We start from the raw sequence: 17123 nt of genomic DNA, 5'->3' as shown, positions 1-17123 counted from the left end.
AATCCCAATTGGCCATGCGTGTGTGCATTACCCTAACCTTTGCGTCGAACAGGCCGCAGGTCCCGCCCGATGCCGGCGGGGCGGCCGCTTCAAGCTGAAAGGAATGGGACATGAAACTCTATTATGCCACCGGCACCTGCTCGCTCTCGCCCCATATCGTGGCGAAGGAGGCCGGCATCGGGCTTGAGCTCGAACGCGTCGACCTGCGCAAGACCCCGCACATCACCGAACAGGGTGTCGACTACACCACTGTCAATCCCAACCATTACGTGCCGGCGCTGCGTCTCGACGACGGCTCGGTGCTGACCGAAGGCGCTGCGATCAGCCAATATCTCGCCGATCTCAAGCCCGAAAGCGGCCTGGCGCCGGCCGCCGGCACGGTCGAGAGGGCTCGCCTGCAATCCTGGCTCAACTTCATCGCCTCGGAACTGCACAAGATGTACAGCCCCTGGCTGTTCCATCCCGAATATGGCACGCAGGCCCAGGATGTCGCCCGTATCAAGATCGCCGAGCGCCTCGCCACCGTCGAGCGTCATCTGGCCGAGGGCGGCCCCTTCCTCTTGGGCGAGACCTTCACCGCTGCCGATGCCTATCTCTTCACCATCGTTGGCTGGTCGCCCTACACCAAGGTCGACCTTGCGCCTTTCCCGGTGATCCGCGCCTTCATGGCACGCGTCGGCGCGCGTCCTGCCGTGCAGGCCGCAATGCAGGCGGAAGGCATGAAGGTGGCGGCATGAGCACGCAGTTCCGGTCCGCCAGGCTGACGCTCGTCAGCCACCATCTCTGCCCCTATGTGCAGCGCGCGGCCATCGCGCTGATGGAGAAGGGAGCGCCGTTCGAACGGCGCTTCATCGATCTCTCGGCCAAGCCCGATTGGTTCACGGCCCTATCGCCGCTCGGCAAGGTGCCGTTGCTGCTGGTCGAGCGGGCAGGACAGTCACAGGCCGTGCTGTTCGAGAGCAACGTCATCTGCGAATTCGTCGAGGAGACCGTGGAGGGGCCGAGGCTACATCCTGCCGATCCGCTCGAGCGGGCCCGGCATCGGGGATGGATGGAATTCGGCTCCTCCCTTCTCGCCGATCTCTGGGGCCTGGAGACGGCTACCGATGAGGCTGGTTACGAGCGCGCACGTGCCAAGATCGCGGGCAAATTCGCTCGCGTGGAGGATGTGCTCGGTAAAGGCCCTTATTTTGCCGGCGAAGCCTTCTGCCTGGTCGATGCCGTCTTTGCACCGATCTTCCGCTATTTCGACCTGTTCGACACGCTTGCCGATACCGCCGTCTTCGCAGGGCTGCCCCGTGTACAAGCCTGGCGCCAGGCCCTGTCGGCACGCCCCAGCGTGCAGGCGGCGGTCGAGCCCGACTATCCCGATCGCCTGCGCGCCTTTCTCGTTCGGCACGATGCCTTCCTGCTGAAACAGGCGGCGTGAAGCGGGCGATAAGAGGCGGGTCTGTCATCCCCGGCCCCCGGCCTCGCCGGGAATGACAGACCCGTCAGCCTGACGAAATTGGAAAGCACCGCTGCGCTCCGGCCTCTCACACCAGCAGGCGGGGGATCACCTCGTGGAAGCTGCGGTCGGCGATCTCGACCCAGTCCTGCAGGGCGCGGACCCGGGCGCTGATCTCGAAATTCTCGTCATTGGCGATCATGCGGGCTTCCGCCTCGATGCGGAATTCGATGCCATCGCAGGTTAGCGTGCAATGATGCATCACCGTCTGGCAGGCGCTGTGCGGTTCGCCGTCGCGGATGGAGAATTCCCGGCGCAGCTTATGGGCGAAATCGGTGGCGATTTCCTCGAACCGCATCGGCGCCGAGCCGAAGGCGTCGCCGTCGACCACGAGATGGGCCGTGCCTTCGATGAGGTCGAGGCTGAATCTTCGCTCGGCCTGAGGCGGGCGGCTCGCATGGACCGGGCCGGTCTCGGCCATGCTGACCGGCGGGAAGGCGAGGGCGGCGTCCTCGCGCCGCGGCCGACGCACCGGCAGGATCAGGGCGGCTTCGCCGGTCCGGACCGTCAGTGTCGCCTGGTCGCGTGCGGGCCAGACCGTGGGCCAGGCCGAGGTCGCAATCGACAGGCGAACACGATTGCCGGCCACGAAGGCATGGGCGCAGTCGTTGAGCCTGATGCGGACCGTCTCGAAAGTGCCGGGCGTGAGGGGCCTGGGCTCAGCGTGACCATCCCGATGGGTGAGGTTGAGGATGGCGTAGGAGACACGCTCGGAAGAACCATCGGGCGCGACGTCGCATAGCCGCACGCAGATCTGCGCGGCCGGCCGGTCGGAGGCGATTTCCAGCACGAGTTCGGGAGCGCCTAGAATCTCGGTACGGTCGGCGAGCTCTTTGGAATCGAAGACGAGGGACAGGCCGTCATCGAGGCGCTGGTCGGCGGGCGCTTCGCCCGGCAGGCCGGAACTCATCCATTCGCCGCCGCCTGCGCCGCACCAGAGCGGCGAGCGGATGGCAAGCTCCGCGGCCGGCGCCGGCCGCCACCACAATTGGCCGGGCGAGAGGAACATCGGCCGCCGGGTGATCAGACGTGAGGGCCAGGAGGCCTCGCCGATCCAGCGGCCGTTGCGGCCCTCATCCGAGCTGCCGCGTTCCTGCATATAGGCCCGCAGCATCGGCTCGCTCATGATGCCGTTGTCCTGCCCCTTGAGCCAATGATCCCACCAACGCAGGGCTTCCTCCAGAAAGCCGATGGCGGGGCCGGGCGTGCCTTGATGCGGGTAATGATGGGCCCACGGCCCGATCAGGCCGAGGCGTGGACCGGGCAGGCGCTCGAGCAGGCGCGGGATTGCGTTGGAATAGGCGTCCGCCCAGCCGCCGACCGCGAAGACCGGCACCGCGATGGCGGACCAATCCTCGCAGACCGAGCCCTGCCGCCAATAGCTCCCGCGATGCTGTTCGCTAGCCCAGATGGCGGGGAAGAAGGGCAGGTGGTCGAGGCGCTGCTCCCAGGCCTCGCGCCAGCCCTCGCCATGGAGCGAGGGCGTGGGCGGCAAGGCCTGCCAGGCCATCATCGCCGAGCCCCACCACAGATTGTCCGCCAGCAGGGCGCCGCCCATGAAATGCACGTCGTCGGCATAGCGGTCGTCGGTGGAGCACACGCTGATCACCGCCTGCAGGGCCGGCGGCCTGCGCGCGGCGACCTGAAGGGCGTTGAAACCGCCCCAGCTCTTGCCGATCATGCCGACCTTGCCGTCGCACCAGGATTGCTGCGCGATCCAGGCGATCACGGCGCAGGCATCCTCCTGCTCCAGCGGCAGGTATTCGTCGTCGAGCAGTCCCTCGCTGTCACCCGACCCGCGCATGTCGACCCGGATGGCGGCGTAGCCTCGTGCCGCGAACCAGCCATGCATGGCCTCGTCGCGCGAACGCGTCCCGTCCCGCTTGCGATAGGGGATATATTCCAGGATGGCGGGGACGGGCCTGGCTTCGGCCCCTTCCGGCAGCCACAGGCGCGCTGCCAGCTTGACGCCGTCGGGCATCGCGATCGTCAGATGTTCGATGGTGCGGACGGGATTGGGCATGGTTCACTCTGAATTGGCTGGACCGTTTCTCATAGCACGGTCGGGGAATGCAGGGCGATCAGGGGTATTTTATGTCTTTCGTGATTACCAAAGCCACAATGCTCCCGAGATGTTTCTAGACCAGACTTGCATTCTGGAGATGGCGGCGCATCAGTGCGGCGGCGACCTCGAAATCGCCTGCCACCAGCCTCTCCAGGATCTCCATATGCTCGCGGCAGGAGATTTCGACGCGGTCCCTGCCATAGGTCCAGTCATAGTTCGACAGGCGCCGCAGCCGTGACTGGCGCCGAACCGCATGAGCGAGATAGCGGTTGCCGGATGCGGCGCCGATGCCTTCGTGGAAGGCGGCGTTGGTTTCGAAAAAGGCGATGCTGGCCGAGGCGCTCCACTGGCCTGCCCGGGCCGTGGCCAGGGCCGTGGCATGGCGTTCGCGCATGTCTCCAGCCCATCCCGGCCTCAGCTTGAAGCCGGGCTCGAGAATGGCGGCCGGCTCCACCAGCATACGGAAACGATAGCTTTCCTGATTGGCGCCGTCGTCCTGTAGAAGATCGGCGAAATGCCAGCCATAGCCGGCCTTGCGCTCGACGATGTCGAGCTCTTCGAGCCGGGCGAGGGCGTCCCGCACGCGCTGGCGGCTGACGCCGTAGCGCTTCATCAGCTCGGCTTCCGAAATGTCGAGAGGCAGGCTCTGACGCTCATGGTCGTGGGCGATGCGCACCAGCAATTCGTCGTCGAGGTCGGTGCTGCGCGAGGGGGGCGGCGCGGGCGCTGGCGGCAGGGCGATGAGCTCGACGCCCCGGTTGGGCCGGCGCCCGACGAAGCCTCCCGCCGCGAGCTGGTCGAGGGCGGCCCGGATCGGTGTGCGGGAGACACCGAGCTCCTGGGCGAGGCGGTTCTCGTTCAGCCGCGCGCCCGGCTGCATCGCCTCGTCGTGGATCAGGCGGACGATGCGGTCGAGCAGATCCTGCCGCAAGCGGGTCGACGGCTCCTTGACATCCAACTCAGATTGTTTCATGTAATCACAAAATACAATTCATGGTGCGTGAACCTGTTCAATTCTGATGTATCAGGTCCCGCGTCGACAATGAAGGCTCGGCCTTCATCGCACAGACATACAAAGTGGGAGATGGTGGAAATGAGTTCGCGAAACGGTGATGGCCCGGTCTCCTATCAGCCGCGAGTCCTGCCGCTTCCCCTGATCGAGGTTGCCGGTACTCCGCGGGAAAGGGGCCGGCAATATGGCGAGCAGGCTGCCGCGCGCATCCGGCACGGCATCGAGCATTACTCGGCGCAGCTGGAGGCGGCCAAACTGCCCTGGAACGAGGTGGAGGGGCTGGTCTCGCGCTTCGAGCCGACCATCCGCGAATTCGCCCCGGCCTATATCGATGAAATGCACGGCATCGCCGAAGGCGCGGAGCTGACCTATGCGGCCATCGTGCTGCTGAATGCCCGCACCGAAATTCTCAAGCTCGCCGAAATGCGGGAGAACGGCATCGTCGCGCCGCTCGAAGCCGATGGCTGCACCGGCGCCGTCGTGCTGCCGCAGGCGACCGCCTCGGGCCGCCTTCTCCACGCCCAGAACTGGGACTGGAAGGCCGAATGCGCCGAAACCGCCATCGTCCTGAAGATCCGCAGCGAGGACGGCCCGGACATCCTTACCTTCACCGAGGCAGGTGGGCTTGCGCGCAGCGGCTTCAATTCGGCCGGCATCTCCATCACCGCCAATTATCTGGAAACGGATCGCGATTATCGCCGGCTCGGCGTGCCGCTGGCCCTGATCCGGCGCAAGGTCCTGGAGCAGAAGCGCCTAGCCCTGGCCATGCACGCCGTCTACGCCACGCCGAAATCGGCGGCCAACAACATGATCGTGGCCCAGGCCAACGGCATTGCCATCGATTTCGAATGCGCCCCCGACGAGACCTTCCAGGTGCTGCCGCAAGCCGGGTTGATCGTGCATGCCAACCATTTTCAGAGCCCGGTCGCCTTGTCCAAACTGGTCGATCGCGGCATTGCCGATACGCCGGACTCGCTCTATCGGGACCTGCGGGTGCGGGCGCTGATCGAGCCCCATCTCGGCGCCGTCACCATGGATCACGTCAAGGCGGCCCTGTTCGACGATTTTGAAACGCCTTGGGCCGTCTGCCGCCCGCCGCACCGGGAGGGCTCCACCAATCTTTCGGCGACCGTCGCCATGATCGCCATGGAGCCTGCGCTCGGCGTGATGGAAGTGGCGATGCTGCCGGCGCTCAACCGCAGCTTCGAAACCTATCGCCTCGACATGAACATCCACGTGCCGGGCAGCGGCGTCCTGCCCCGGCATGCCGCCTGATACGCCGAGGCGGCGCAGACCGTCCGGTTCATTCCACCATCCCGACGACAAATCGCATAGGGAACTGACATGACGAACTTTCGGACCCTCGCCTGGGGTCAGATCTTTACTTGCGGATTGGCAGCCCTCGGGCCTCTGGCCGTAGCGCCGGCTGTGGCCCAGCCGCGGGATGTGCTGCGCATCCAGCTCAATGCCGATATCCGTTCGACCGATCCCGGCATCAATCGCGACGCCAATTCCGACGCGGTGGTGATGAATGTGCTGGAGGGCCTGGTCGCCTTCCGCGAGGATGCCACGGTGGGGCCGATGCTGGCGGAGAGCGTGGAGACGTCGGCGGATGGGCGCAGTTACACCTTCAAGCTGCGCAAGGGCATCACCTTTCATGACGGTACGCCGCTGACCGCTGCGGATGTGCTGTTCGACTGGCAGCGCTACATGGCGCCGCAGAACAATTGGCGCTGCCTGCCGGAATTCGACGGCAGCGGGCGCATGAAGGTCACTGGCGTCGAAGCGCCCGATCCGTTCACCGTGCGCTTCACTTTGGCCGAACCCTCGGCCCTGTTCCTGACCACGCTGGCGCGGGTCGATTGCGGCGGCACCGGCATCTATGCGCGTAGCTCCGTCGGTGCGGACGGCAAATGGATCAAGCCTGTCGGCACCGGCCCGTTCAAGTTCGGGGCCTGGGTGCCCGGCCAATATATCGACCTTTCCCGCAACGATGCCTATGCACCCTTGCCCGGCAAACCCGACGGCTATGCCGGCAACAAGACGCCCAAGGTCGCCGGCGTGCGCTTCATGATCATTCCCGATCCCTCCGCAGCCAAGGCGGCCCTGCTCTCGGGCGGCATCGACGTCATTCCCGACATCGCCGTCTCCGACATGGCCGAGCTGCGCGCGAACGCGGATGTGAAGGTGCAAAGCAAGCCCACCATGGAGCTCAACGCCATCCTGTTCCAGACCAAGGACCCGCTGCTGTCGGATCCGCGCATCCGGCAGGCGCTCGCTTTGTCGCTCGACGTGCCGCAGCTCGTCCAGGCGGTCACCGAAGGCGAGGGCAAGCCGAACCGGTCGCTAATCCCGGTCAGCTCGGCCTATTACGGCGAGCCCGAGGCGAAGATGCCGGAGCGCGACCTCGACGCCGCCCGGAAATTGCTGGCCGAGGCAGGCTACAAGGGCCAGCCGATCCGGATGCTGACCTCCAAGCACTATCAATATCTCTATGACATGGCCGTGCTGGTGCAGGCGATGGCCGAGGAAGCCGGCATCAAGATCGAGCTCGAAGTGCTCGATTGGGCGACCCTGCTCGACCACTACACCAAGGGGGACTACCAGGCCGCGGCCTTCTCCTATTCGGCCCGGCTCGATCCGTCCCTGTCCTTCGATATGGTCAGCGGCGACAAGGCCAAGGCGCCGCGCAAGGTCTGGGACAATCCTGCCGCGCTCGCTTTGCTCAAGCAGAGCACGCAGATCGCCGACAAGGCCCCGAGGCAGGCGCTGATCGACCAGATGGAGAACATGTTCCGCACCGACGTGCCGATGATCGCGGTCTACAACCCCGCGGCCAAGGGCGCGACACGCGCCAATGTCGAGGGCTTCGAGGTCTGGTCTCTCAGCCAGCCCAGGGGATGGGGCGTGACGCTGAAATAGCATCTCCTCCGACACCCCCGCCTGGCGAGGTAGCTCAGCAATGAAAGCACTGGCTCTCTATGTCGCACGCCGGATCCTGTGGGCGATACCGACGCTCCTGCTCGTTGCCATCATGGTTTTCGTGCTGGTCCGGTTGATCCCGGGCGATCCGGCCCAGGTCGCGCTCGGCGACAATGCCAGCGAGGCCCAGCTTGAGGCGCTGCGTATCGCCATGGGGCTCGACAAGCCGATCGTCGTGCAGTTCTGGTACTGGCTCCAGCACATGCTGCAGGGCGATCTCGGGCAGTCCATCACCAATGGCCAGGCCGTGCTGCCCTTGATCGTCGATCGCTTCAAGGTCTCGGCCATCATCGTGCTGGCCGCCGTCTTCCTGGCCGCCCTGCTGGCGGTGCCGGGTGGATTGCTGGCGGCCTGGAAGCAGAATCGGGTGGCCGATCTCGTCATCGTCTCCAGCGCCACGCTGCTCTTGTCGATCCCGAGCTTCTGGCTGGGCATGATCTTCCTGCTCGTCTTCGGCGCCAAGCTGCACTGGCTGCCGGTGGTAGGCTATGTGCCCTTCTCGCAGGATGCCGGCCAGGCCCTGCTCTATGTGATCCTGCCGATCGCCACGCTGGCGCTGATCGAGACGGGCGTGCTGACCCGGATGTCGCGCGCCAGCGCCATCGAGGTGCTCAGGCTCGAATATGTCATGCATGCCCGGGCGAAGGGACTGAAGGAAAGCCGGGTGCTGCTGCGGCATGTCCTGCCCAATGCCTTCGCGCCGACCTGGACCGTGATCGGCCTCACACTCGGCAATCTGCTCGGCGGCATTGCCGTGCTCGAGACGGTGTTCACCCTGCCGGGACTCGGCCGGCTCATGGTGGATTCAATCTTCTCGCGCGACTACCCCGTCATCCAGGGCTGCCTGCTGATGACGGCGCTGATCTATGTGCTGGTCAACCTGGTGGTGGACCTGTGCTACCCGCTGTTCGATCCGAGGGTCTCGACGACATGAGCTTCCTTCGCATCCCCCGTTTTCGCTTCAATGCTGCGCTGGGCAGCGTCTTCGTCGGCGTCGTGGTGGCGATGGCATTGCTGTCGCTGGTCTGGACGCCCTATCCGCCGATGAAGGTGCATTTCGCCGCGCTGCTCAAGCCACCCTCGGCCGCGCATTGGCTCGGTACCGACAAATATGGCCACGACGTCCTCTCCGGCGTGATGGCCGGGGCGGCGATCAGCCTGGGCATCGCCTGCCTGTCCGTCGGCTTTGCCGTGGTGGTCGGTACCACGCTCGGTCTCCTCGCCGGCTATCTCAAGGGAACGGCCGACCGTATCCTGATGGTCGTCAGCGACGCCCTGCTGGCCTTTCCCGGCCTGCTGCTGGCGCTCGGCGTCATCGTCATCGTCGGGCGCGACCACAGCGTCGGGGCGATCGTGCTGGCTCTCGGCCTCGCCTATACACCCTCCGTGCTGAGGGTAGTGCGCGGCACGGTGATGTCGGTGCGCGAGCGCGAATACATCGAGGCCTCGCGCGTGATCGGCAATTCCGAATGGAAGACAATGGTCAAGCATGTGCTGCCCAACTGCCTGGCGCCGATCATCGTGCTGGCGACCTCGATGCTGGGCTGGGTGATCCTGTCCGAAAGCTCCCTCAGCTTCCTCGGCCTCGGAGCGCCGCCGGAGATGGCGAGCTGGGGCAACATGCTGGCGGCGGCCCGGCCCTATATCGAGCGGGCGGCCTGGCTCGGCATCGCGCCCGGCCTGTGCCTCGCTTTCACGCTGCTCGGCATCAATCTGATGGGCGATGCCATCCGCGACCGCTTCGATCCGCGCATGGAGGGACAGCGATGAACGAGACGATCGCAAACCCGCTGCTCAGTGTGCGCGGCCTCACCATGGAGGGGCCCGGCGGCCTGCGCATCCTCAACGACGTCGGCTTCGATGTCGGGGCTGGAGAAATCGTGGCGCTGGTCGGCGAATCCGGCAGCGGCAAGACCATGGCGGCGCGCTCCGCCTTGCGGCTGATACCCCCGCAGGTGCGTCGCATCGCTGGCGAGGTCCTGTTCGAGGGACGGGATGTCGATGGCTTGAGCGCGGAGGCGATGCGCCGGTTGCGCGGCGGCTCGATCGGCATGATCTTCCAGGAGCCGATGGTCTCGCTCAATCCGGCCATGACCATCGGAGCCCAGCTTGCCGAAGGCCTGATGCTGCATCGCAAGGTCACGGCGGCCGAGGCCGATCGTCTGGCCTGCGAGATGCTGGCGCGGGTGCAGATCAAGGATCCAAAAGGCTGCCTGACCGCCTATCCGCACCAGTTTTCCGGCGGCATGCGCCAGCGTATCATGCTGGCCTCGGTGATGCTGTTGAAGCCGAAATTGCTGATTGCCGACGAACCGACCACGGCGCTCGACACGCTGTCGCAGCGCGAAGTGCTCCGGCTGATGGTGGAACTCACCCAGACCGAGGGTACGGCGGTGCTGCTGATCACCCACAATCTCGGCCTGGTGGCGCAATATGCCGATAAGGTCGTGGTGCTGCAGCGCGGACGGCTGGTCGAACGGGGCGGCGTGGCCGAGGTGCTGACCCGTCCGCGTCAGGCCTATACGCGAGCCCTGCTCGATGCCTTGCCCAGGCGCGAGGACAACCGCGCGCCGGTTCCCGACGCGCCCGCCCTGATCGAGGCGCGCGAGGTCAGCGTGCGTTTTCCGGGCTCTGGCGGGATGTTCTCGTCGACCCCTCCCAAACTGGCCGTCGACGGCGTGTCTCTGGCCGTGCGCCCCGGCGAAGCGGTAGCGGTGGTCGGCGGCTCCGGTTCCGGCAAGACCACGCTGGGGCGGGCGATGATCGGCCTACTGCCTTTGGCCGGCGGCGAGGTCGCCTTTCGTAACGAGCCGATGGCCGGGGCCGAGCGGGCGCGCCAGCGCGATTTCCGCCTCAATTGCCAGCTCGTCTTCCAGGATCCCTATTCCTCGCTCGATCCGCGCCAGCGCATCGGCGATATCGTCGCCGAACCCCTGGCCCATGTACCCAGGCTCAGCCGGGCAGAGCGGCGCGAGCGGGTGGACGCCATCCTCGCCGAGGTGGGACTCGCCGGTTTCGCCCAGCGCCTTCCCCATGCCCTGTCGGGCGGCCAGCGCCAGCGCGTCGCCATTGCCCGGGCGGTGGTGCGCAACCCTGCCTTCGTGGTCGCCGATGAGCCGGTGTCGGCGCTTGACATGACCATCCAGAAACAGGTGCTCGAGCTGTTTCGGCGCCTGCAGGACAAGCACGGCTTTGCCTGCCTTTTCATCTCGCACGACATGGCGGCCGTCTCGCAAGTCGCCGACCGCATCGTGGTGATGAAGGACGGCCGGATCGTCGAGCAGGGCAGCGTCGCCGAGATCTTCGACCGGCCGCAGCACGCCTATACGCGCGCCTTGCTTGAAGCGACGCCGTCCCTGGCCGTCCCGCAGGCGATGTCGGCCTGAGGCGCCGTCGCCCCGGGTCTGCCAGGCTGCCGCCGCCATACTTCTCATCGTCAGCAACTGCGATGGGACGGATGGCGCAAATATTTGACCTCGGCGTCGGCGACCTCCGCCTGGTCGCCGCCCGTTGACCAGGCCAGCGGCGAGGCTGGCGGCTCGACGTCGAAAAAGGGTTGGCCAAGCAGAGCATTGGCGATTACCGCGCTGCGCCACGCCATCAAGCTGAGCTGGGGTTCGGCGATGCCATGGCTGATCAGCCCGGCATTCAACGCGAAGATGCGGTTGTCGGCCGGGCCGTCCCATTTCACTGAGAAGTCGGCATCCAGCCGCAGCCGGCCCGTTCCGTCGATCGCGATGCGGTCCTGGATCGGCGCGATGCAGTCGGGCAGGCGATAGCTATAGCCCGTGGCCAGCACGATCACGTCGGCCTGGCTGAATTCGATGCCGCCGTCGAAGCCATTGCGCATCACCAGCCGGAAGCCGCCGGCGTTCTGCTCGACATCCAGCACTTCGCGATGCGGCATCAGGCGGGCCTGGGGGCCGCCGCGCTCGATATGGCGCAACGTGTAGAGGCGTTGGTAGATTTGCGACAGCGTGGAGGCCGAAACGCCGTCGCCCGCCAGTTTCTCGCGCTCCACGGTGGACAGGCGCCGCCCCTCGGCGAGGTTGTGGAAGTTGCGCACGTAATGCGGCGTGAACAATTCGTTGGTGAAGGGCGTGGCATCGAGCGGCTGGAAGTTTGGGCGCAGGCTGATCCAGTCGACCGAGGCCGCTGCGGCTTCGCCCGCTCCGAGCAGATGAAGCAGGATCTCCGCGCCGCTCTGGCCACCGCCGATCACCGCCACGCGCTTGCCCGCGGCACGGGCGAGTTCGAAGGCGGCGCGCGAGGAGTGGAAATGGTTCTGGCCGGTCAGCTTGCGTACGAAGTCGGGCTGGTAGGGCTGCAGGCCGATGCCGAGTGCGACATTGCGGGCTTCGACCGTGCCGTTGCCCGTCTGCAGGATGAAGTGGCGGCCATCGAAATCGAGGCCCTGGACGTCTTCGCCAAAGCGCAGGCTGTCCAGACCCTTGGCGACCCAGGCCAGGTAATTGGCGAATTCCTGGCGCGGAACGTCGGCGAATTCGGCATTGATGAAGTCGTAGAAGCGCCGATGTGCGACGAGATAGGCGATGAAGCTCCACGGACTGGTCGGATTGGTGGCCGTGACCAGATCCTTCAGGAACGAGGTCTGCAGCGTCACGTCGGGCAGCATCATGCCCGGATGCCAGTTGAAGCGCTCGCGCTTCTCGAAGAAGGCGGCTTCGACGCCGTCGATGGCATCGAGCTGCGCGGCCAGGCTGAGGTTGAATGGGCCGATTCCGATGCCGGCGAGGTCGAGCGGATTGCGCTGTGTCATGCCTGAACTCCTGCGGATTTGTCGGCGAAACTGCGGTCCCGGAGGGGGCGGGATTCGCGTTCGGCGAGGTGAAGGGGGTTGTCGAGTTCGCTGCCCAGGCTGGGTACCGGGCGGCGGTTGGCGTCGCCATAACCGATGGCGAGCCGGACGCGGTTGATGCAGATGCGCGGCACCTTCGGCGTGAAGAGATCGAACAGCTCGAAGCGGTCCGCCAGATCGGGATGGCGCGCCTGATAGAGGCGCAGGCGCCGCGCCAGCACGCCGTAGAACTCGATTTCCGGGAAACGATCGTGGCTTGCGAGCGTATCGGAAAGGAAACGCAGCACGCTGGCGAAATGACCGGTCTGCAGGTGCTGCAGGAGATGCGCCGCCGGCCGCTTCAGCAGGGTGTCGCGGATGGCGGGCTCGAGGTCGGCGGCCTCCGCGAAGGCCTGGTCGACGAGGTCGACGTCGCCTTGCAGGTCCTTCAATGCGACACCGCAGGGCACGCTACCTTCGAGCAGCAAGGTGATGTTCTGGCCATGGGCGATGAAGCCCACGCCATAGCGGCAGAGGAAGTGGTAGAGCGGCAGGACCACGGCATCGAACAGGCGCGCCAGCCATTCCGCATGCGACAGGCCCGATGCCGCGATCAGGGCAGCCGCGAGCGGCACGCCGGCAAAGTCGCTCTTGATGAGGGCGCCGAGCATCAGCGGGCGCCGGCCGGCGGCGAGGCCTGCTTCCGGGCTCTCGCGCCAGATCACACCCAGCATTTCGCGGAACTGGTAGGGAGCGTCGGCGATGCGTTCGTAGAGGGGGTGAGGATAGAAGGCGCCCGCGCATTCGCGCAGCACCAGCGCGTTGGCAAGCTCGGGATCCTGCCTGGTCTTGTCGGCGAGCCAGTTCGAGAAGGCCGGCCCGATCGTCATGTATTTGCCGGGCACGCCGCGCCAGGCCGAGGTGTTGAGGATGGTAAGGGAGAGCTTGAGGTGGAGCTTGGCTGGCGAGGCCGCATTGGCGAGGGTGCGCAGGGACTGCAGGGGACGATAGGCATCGCCGAAGAGCCCGAGCGGCACGATACGTCCGGCCGCCATTTCGCCGGCGAATTGCGCCAAGATCATGTTGTCCCACTGCCAGGGATGCACGGGCAGGAGCATGAAACGGGTCGGATCGAGGCCCGCTGCCTTGCAGGCGGCCAGCAGCCTCTCGCGCTCCTCCTCGCCAAGGGAGGCAGCGAGCAGCGCCTCTTCGTCGATGTCCCCGGCCAGGCTGAGGCGGCAGCGGCTGCGATCCGCGGCCAGCCAGAACAGCTGGAAGGTGGGCTGGAACTCGGGCGCGTAACGGGCGAAGTCCTCCAGGCCCCAACCGATCCGGCCCTTGCTGGCCGGCGCCTTGGGATGGCCGTCGAGATAGGCCTGGATCTGGTCATCCGGCAGGGTGAGCAGGTGTTCGCTCTCGCCGGAGCCGGCCATGGTCGCGATCCGGGCATCCGCCAGCAAGGTGCTGAACAGCTCCTTGGTGTAGATGCACAGCGTGTCCGGCTCGATGTCCAGGGTTTCGCGGGCATCGAGCATGAAGCCGGCGGCATCGTCGGCGGGGCACAGGGCGGCGCCCTCCTGCCGCATCAGGCTGGCTGTATCGATCGACAGGTTGCCCCAGATGCGGCGCACAGCCTTGAAGCGGTAGGCGACCCCACCGCCCAACCGCAGGATCCACTGGGTGGCCTCGGCATTGGTTGGCTCGGGCGCGAGGCCCTCCTCGAAAGCGAGTTCGCTGATCGCCTTGGCGATGACGGTCCGGTTCAGCGCCAGCCAGAGCCCGGCATCGATCGGGCTGCCGTCGGGCAGGGGTCCAAGGGTTGGCGTGCCCTGGATCATAACACCACCTCCCGGAAGAAGCGCTCGCGCTGGCAGCACACCAGCGCTGCGCGCTTATGCGGGAAGTCGAATTCCTTCACCTTGTCATAGGCGGTCTGGGCGCAATAGCTCAGCATCTTCTGGTGCGAGGCGCGCGGCTCGCCGACCACCCGGCGCGTGCGCGGCTCGTCGAGGAACAGGCTATGGGTCACCGAGCGGAACCAGGTGCCGGTCTTGGCGCGGCCGAGGTGGCGGGAATTGCCGATCAGGCCGTGCCAGCCGCGATCGTAATCCTCCGCGTCGTAGAAGGGGCCGAGCCGGTCTTCCTTGGCCCAGTAGAATTCAAAATAGCCGGAGGGTTCGTCGCCCAGGCTGCCGACCGTGCCGAAGATATGCGGATCGGCTTCCTGCTCGGCGAGATAGCGATCGAGCTCGGCCTCGCTCTGGGCCAGCTCCCAGAAGAAGGCGACGCGCGGCTGGTTCATCCAGCCATGAAAAAGCTTGAGATCGCGGCGTCGGTCGATGGCCCGTATCGACAGCGTGGTTCCCAGCTCCGGAATCCAGCGCCGGTAGAAGGTGCCGGTCGGCTGCGGCGGCCGCAAGGGCGGCAGGCGGTCCTGCGGGCCGATGGCAGAGCGGATCTCGGGAAAGGCGCGCAGCCCCTCCGGACGATGCCAGAGCAGGGGCAATTGGTAGAAATGCTCGCGGGCGATGCGCACGGCACTTACGCCGGCGGCCTCGTCCGTCACCGTCTGCGCGGCAAGGGCAAGCAGCCCCGGCTTGAAGGCGAGGTCGGGCAGATGCAGGGCGGCCATGGCGGGGAAGGCCTGAAAGGCCGCCTCTACCAGGATGGCGATGACATGGACATCGCCGGGATAAGTGGCATCGGGTTGGTGGATGGCAAGGATGCCTGGCCCGCCCCCTTCGGGCGCGCGCAACCCGGCCCGCCCGATCGTCGCCGGGCCGGCCTGGGCAACCAGCGCCAGGGTACCGTCTGGCTGCAAGCGGCTCTCGATAACAGCCTCGCCGTCGAGGCCGATGGGCCAGTGCCGGCTCGGTGCCGGGGAAGCGGCAATGTCGGTGGGATCGATCTTCATCTGCAGGGTCATGCTGCGACCTCCGCAATGGGGTTGCGTAAGGGCACATAGCCGGCGAGAGGATCGGTCACCTCGGTGTTTTCATTGATGTTGCGGAAGCAGATCATGAAGTTTCCTTTGCTGCCGAGCGTCGGCGCGGTGAGGAGGTAGGTGAGGCAGGTCTTGTCGGCGAGCGGGAGGGCGGCGAGTTCCTGGAGGAAGGCGCGCAGATCGCCGATCAGGACGTCCTCGGCGATGAGACGCGAGGTGCCGAGCGCCCCGATCACCGCGAAGACCGAATTGACGAGGAGGTAATAGCCCACGAGCTGGGCCGCTTCGTCCGAGTTGAAGACATGGCCTGCCTTCATCGGACTGCCGGGAGCCTTCCTGGCGAGCTCGGGCAGGAATTCGCGGATATATCCGGTGCCCTGGCAGTCACGGAAATGCACGCCCACCGGCCAACCTTCGGCAAGTTCCACCACGATGTTCTGTTGGTGCGCGCCGAAGAGCAGGCCGATATCGGCCTGGATCAGCAGGAAGGGCGCGACGACCTTGTCGAGGAACTGGCGGAACCAGCGGCGCGCCACCGCGGCGGGATCGGCCGGTTCCTGCCCGGCAATGCGCCGGATGATGGCGGCAAGGGCGCTGTCATGCCCGTCGGGATAGATCTCGCAAAGAGCAGCCAGCACGGCGGCCGGTGGCTGGCCTGCCCCCTTGAAGGGGTTTTCGCGCAAGATCACCGTGGTCTGTGGCAGGGCCTGGCCACCGGCATCCCGCAGCAGCAGATAGGCGGGCTCGCCCATCACCTTGAAGCTCGGGAAACGCCGGGCGATGGCTTGGCCGACTTCGCCAGCCAGAAGGCGATCGATCTCGATGCCTCGCTCGCATTCGCGGGTTTCGATCACCCGGCGCGAATTGGTGAGGCGCAGGCTCAGCGAGAATTTCAGCATCCAGTCGGCATGGGAGGCATGGATGGCGCGGAGCGAGGAGGTCGCCTGCCAAAGCGAGCCGGCGTGGCCGAGATCCTTCAACAGGCCCCGGCGGAACAACCCGTCAATGGCCGGGTCGAGCGCCAACTGGGCCGCCTGCCAGGGATGCATCGGCAGAAGAACGCAGCCCTTGGCGGCCTGCACGATTTCGGGATCCATCGCGGGGTCGCCGGCGGCCAGGCTCTGGCAAAGCTCGGCTGCGGTCTGGGAGCGCGAACTGTCCTGGAGCACCAGAGCGGGGTCGGCGGCCCACCAGCGCAAGGTGAAGCCGCGCCGGTATTCGGGGGCGAAGCGCCTGGAATCCTCCAAGGTGAACTGGTCCCGGCTGCGCGGGGTCGGATGCACGGCATGGCCGAAGCGCAGCGAGCCCTCCGCCTCGGCGAAGCTGGGGTCGCGCTGCGCGAAATAGGCATTGGGGGACGGGACGCTCGCTGCCACATCTTCGATGTTTCGGATGCTGTCGAGCACTCGCGACAGGAAGGTCAGGCTCCTGTCCTTGTCGCCGCTGCCGACGATGTCCGGTTCACTGGCGAGGAGGAAGACGAACTCCTGGAAGCTGATCGGGCGCGGCGGCGCCGTCCCTGAGAATTCCAGGAAGGGCGGACGGAAGCCGTGATAGGCCGCCCGCGATCGATGCGTCATCTCGATGGCGACGTGGCCGCCCCGGCGCGGCAGGGGAAAGCGGGCAAGAAGGCGACCGCCCCCGGCGCTGCTCTCTTCATCTTCCACAGTCCAGCCCTGCCATTCGCGCATCAGGCTGTTCAGGAAGGCGCGCGTGGAGACGTCATGGGCGGTATCGATCGAACGTCTGATCAGGTCGATGGCGTTCATGGTGTTCCTCTTCAGCAGAACTCCAAATTGTAAAGCAGTTATATAA

At 66.1% G+C, this 17123-nt stretch carries 13 protein-coding genes; 7 read left to right on the top strand and 6 right to left on the bottom strand.

Annotation, left to right across the window (positions count from 1 at the left end; translation table 11 throughout):
• Positions 1–110 precede the first annotated feature (110 nt).
• Positions 111–737: a glutathione transferase GstA gene (gene gstA, locus AB4037_RS10705; RefSeq protein WP_434959823.1), complete on the top strand. Its 627-nt coding sequence runs from the start codon at positions 111–113 to the stop codon at positions 735–737.
• Positions 734–1429, top strand: a complete 696-nt coding sequence (locus tag AB4037_RS10700) for a glutathione S-transferase family protein (RefSeq protein ID WP_441771513.1) — start codon at positions 734–736, stop codon at positions 1427–1429. Before gstA ends, AB4037_RS10700 begins: the two co-directional genes overlap by 4 nt.
• Before the next feature lie 106 nt (positions 1430–1535).
• On the opposite strand, the gene AB4037_RS10695 is transcribed toward AB4037_RS10700, so the two are convergent.
• The gene (locus AB4037_RS10695) at positions 1536–3530 is read right to left on the bottom strand and encodes a CocE/NonD family hydrolase (RefSeq protein ID WP_441771512.1); all 1995 of its coding nucleotides are present in this window, start codon (positions 3528–3530) and stop codon (positions 1536–1538) included.
• Between the two features lie 115 nt (positions 3531–3645).
• A complete protein-coding gene (locus AB4037_RS10690) occupies positions 3646–4545 on the bottom strand; it encodes a GntR family transcriptional regulator (protein WP_441771511.1) in 900 nt (299 codons plus the stop codon).
• Between the two features lie 120 nt (positions 4546–4665).
• On the opposite strand from AB4037_RS10690, the gene AB4037_RS10685 reads away from it, so the two are divergent.
• From AB4037_RS10685 to AB4037_RS10665, 5 genes are all read left to right on the top strand, one after another.
• On the top strand, positions 4666–5859 hold the full coding sequence (locus AB4037_RS10685) for a C45 family autoproteolytic acyltransferase/hydolase (RefSeq protein WP_441771510.1): 1194 nt from the start codon (positions 4666–4668) through the stop codon (positions 5857–5859).
• A gap of 69 nt (positions 5860–5928) precedes the next feature.
• Positions 5929–7506, top strand: coding sequence for an ABC transporter substrate-binding protein (locus AB4037_RS10680; RefSeq protein WP_441771509.1), 1578 nt, complete (start codon positions 5929–5931; stop codon positions 7504–7506).
• A gap of 40 nt (positions 7507–7546) precedes the next feature.
• Complete coding sequence (locus AB4037_RS10675; protein ID WP_441771508.1) at positions 7547–8500, top strand: ABC transporter permease; 954 nt, start codon at positions 7547–7549, stop codon at positions 8498–8500.
• Complete coding sequence (locus AB4037_RS10670) at positions 8497–9336, top strand: ABC transporter permease (RefSeq protein WP_434959818.1); 840 nt, start codon at positions 8497–8499, stop codon at positions 9334–9336. Before AB4037_RS10675 ends, AB4037_RS10670 begins: the two co-directional genes overlap by 4 nt.
• Entirely contained in the window at positions 9333–10952 is a 1620-nt protein-coding gene (locus AB4037_RS10665; RefSeq protein WP_441771507.1) for an ABC transporter ATP-binding protein, read from the top strand. Before AB4037_RS10670 ends, AB4037_RS10665 begins: the two co-directional genes overlap by 4 nt.
• A 50-nt stretch (positions 10953–11002) precedes the next feature.
• On the opposite strand, the gene AB4037_RS10660 is transcribed toward AB4037_RS10665, so the two are convergent.
• Genes AB4037_RS10660 through AB4037_RS10645 form a run of 4 tightly spaced genes read right to left on the bottom strand, consistent with a single transcriptional unit; the run spans position 11003 to position 17077 of the window.
• Complete coding sequence (locus AB4037_RS10660) at positions 11003–12346, bottom strand: lysine N(6)-hydroxylase/L-ornithine N(5)-oxygenase family protein (RefSeq protein WP_441771506.1); 1344 nt, start codon at positions 12344–12346, stop codon at positions 11003–11005.
• Positions 12343–14202: an IucA/IucC family protein gene (locus AB4037_RS10655; RefSeq protein WP_441771505.1), complete on the bottom strand. Its 1860-nt coding sequence runs from the start codon at positions 14200–14202 to the stop codon at positions 12343–12345. Before AB4037_RS10655 ends, AB4037_RS10660 begins: the two co-directional genes overlap by 4 nt.
• A complete protein-coding gene (locus tag AB4037_RS10650; protein ID WP_441771504.1) occupies positions 14199–15290 on the bottom strand; it encodes a GNAT family N-acetyltransferase in 1092 nt (363 codons plus the stop codon). The genes AB4037_RS10655 and AB4037_RS10650 overlap by 4 nt, the downstream gene beginning before the upstream one ends.
• Positions 15287–17077, bottom strand: coding sequence for an IucA/IucC family protein (locus tag AB4037_RS10645; protein ID WP_441771503.1), 1791 nt, complete (start codon positions 17075–17077; stop codon positions 15287–15289). Before AB4037_RS10645 ends, AB4037_RS10650 begins: the two co-directional genes overlap by 4 nt.
• Positions 17078–17123 lie beyond the last annotated feature (46 nt).

The sequence above is a fragment of the Labrys sp. KB_33_2 genome (genome assembly GCF_052114505.1).
Taxonomy (GTDB): domain Bacteria; phylum Pseudomonadota; class Alphaproteobacteria; order Rhizobiales; family Labraceae; genus Labrys.
Note: the sequence above shows the minus strand (reverse complement) of the source record. Positions and strands in the feature narration are given on the sequence as shown.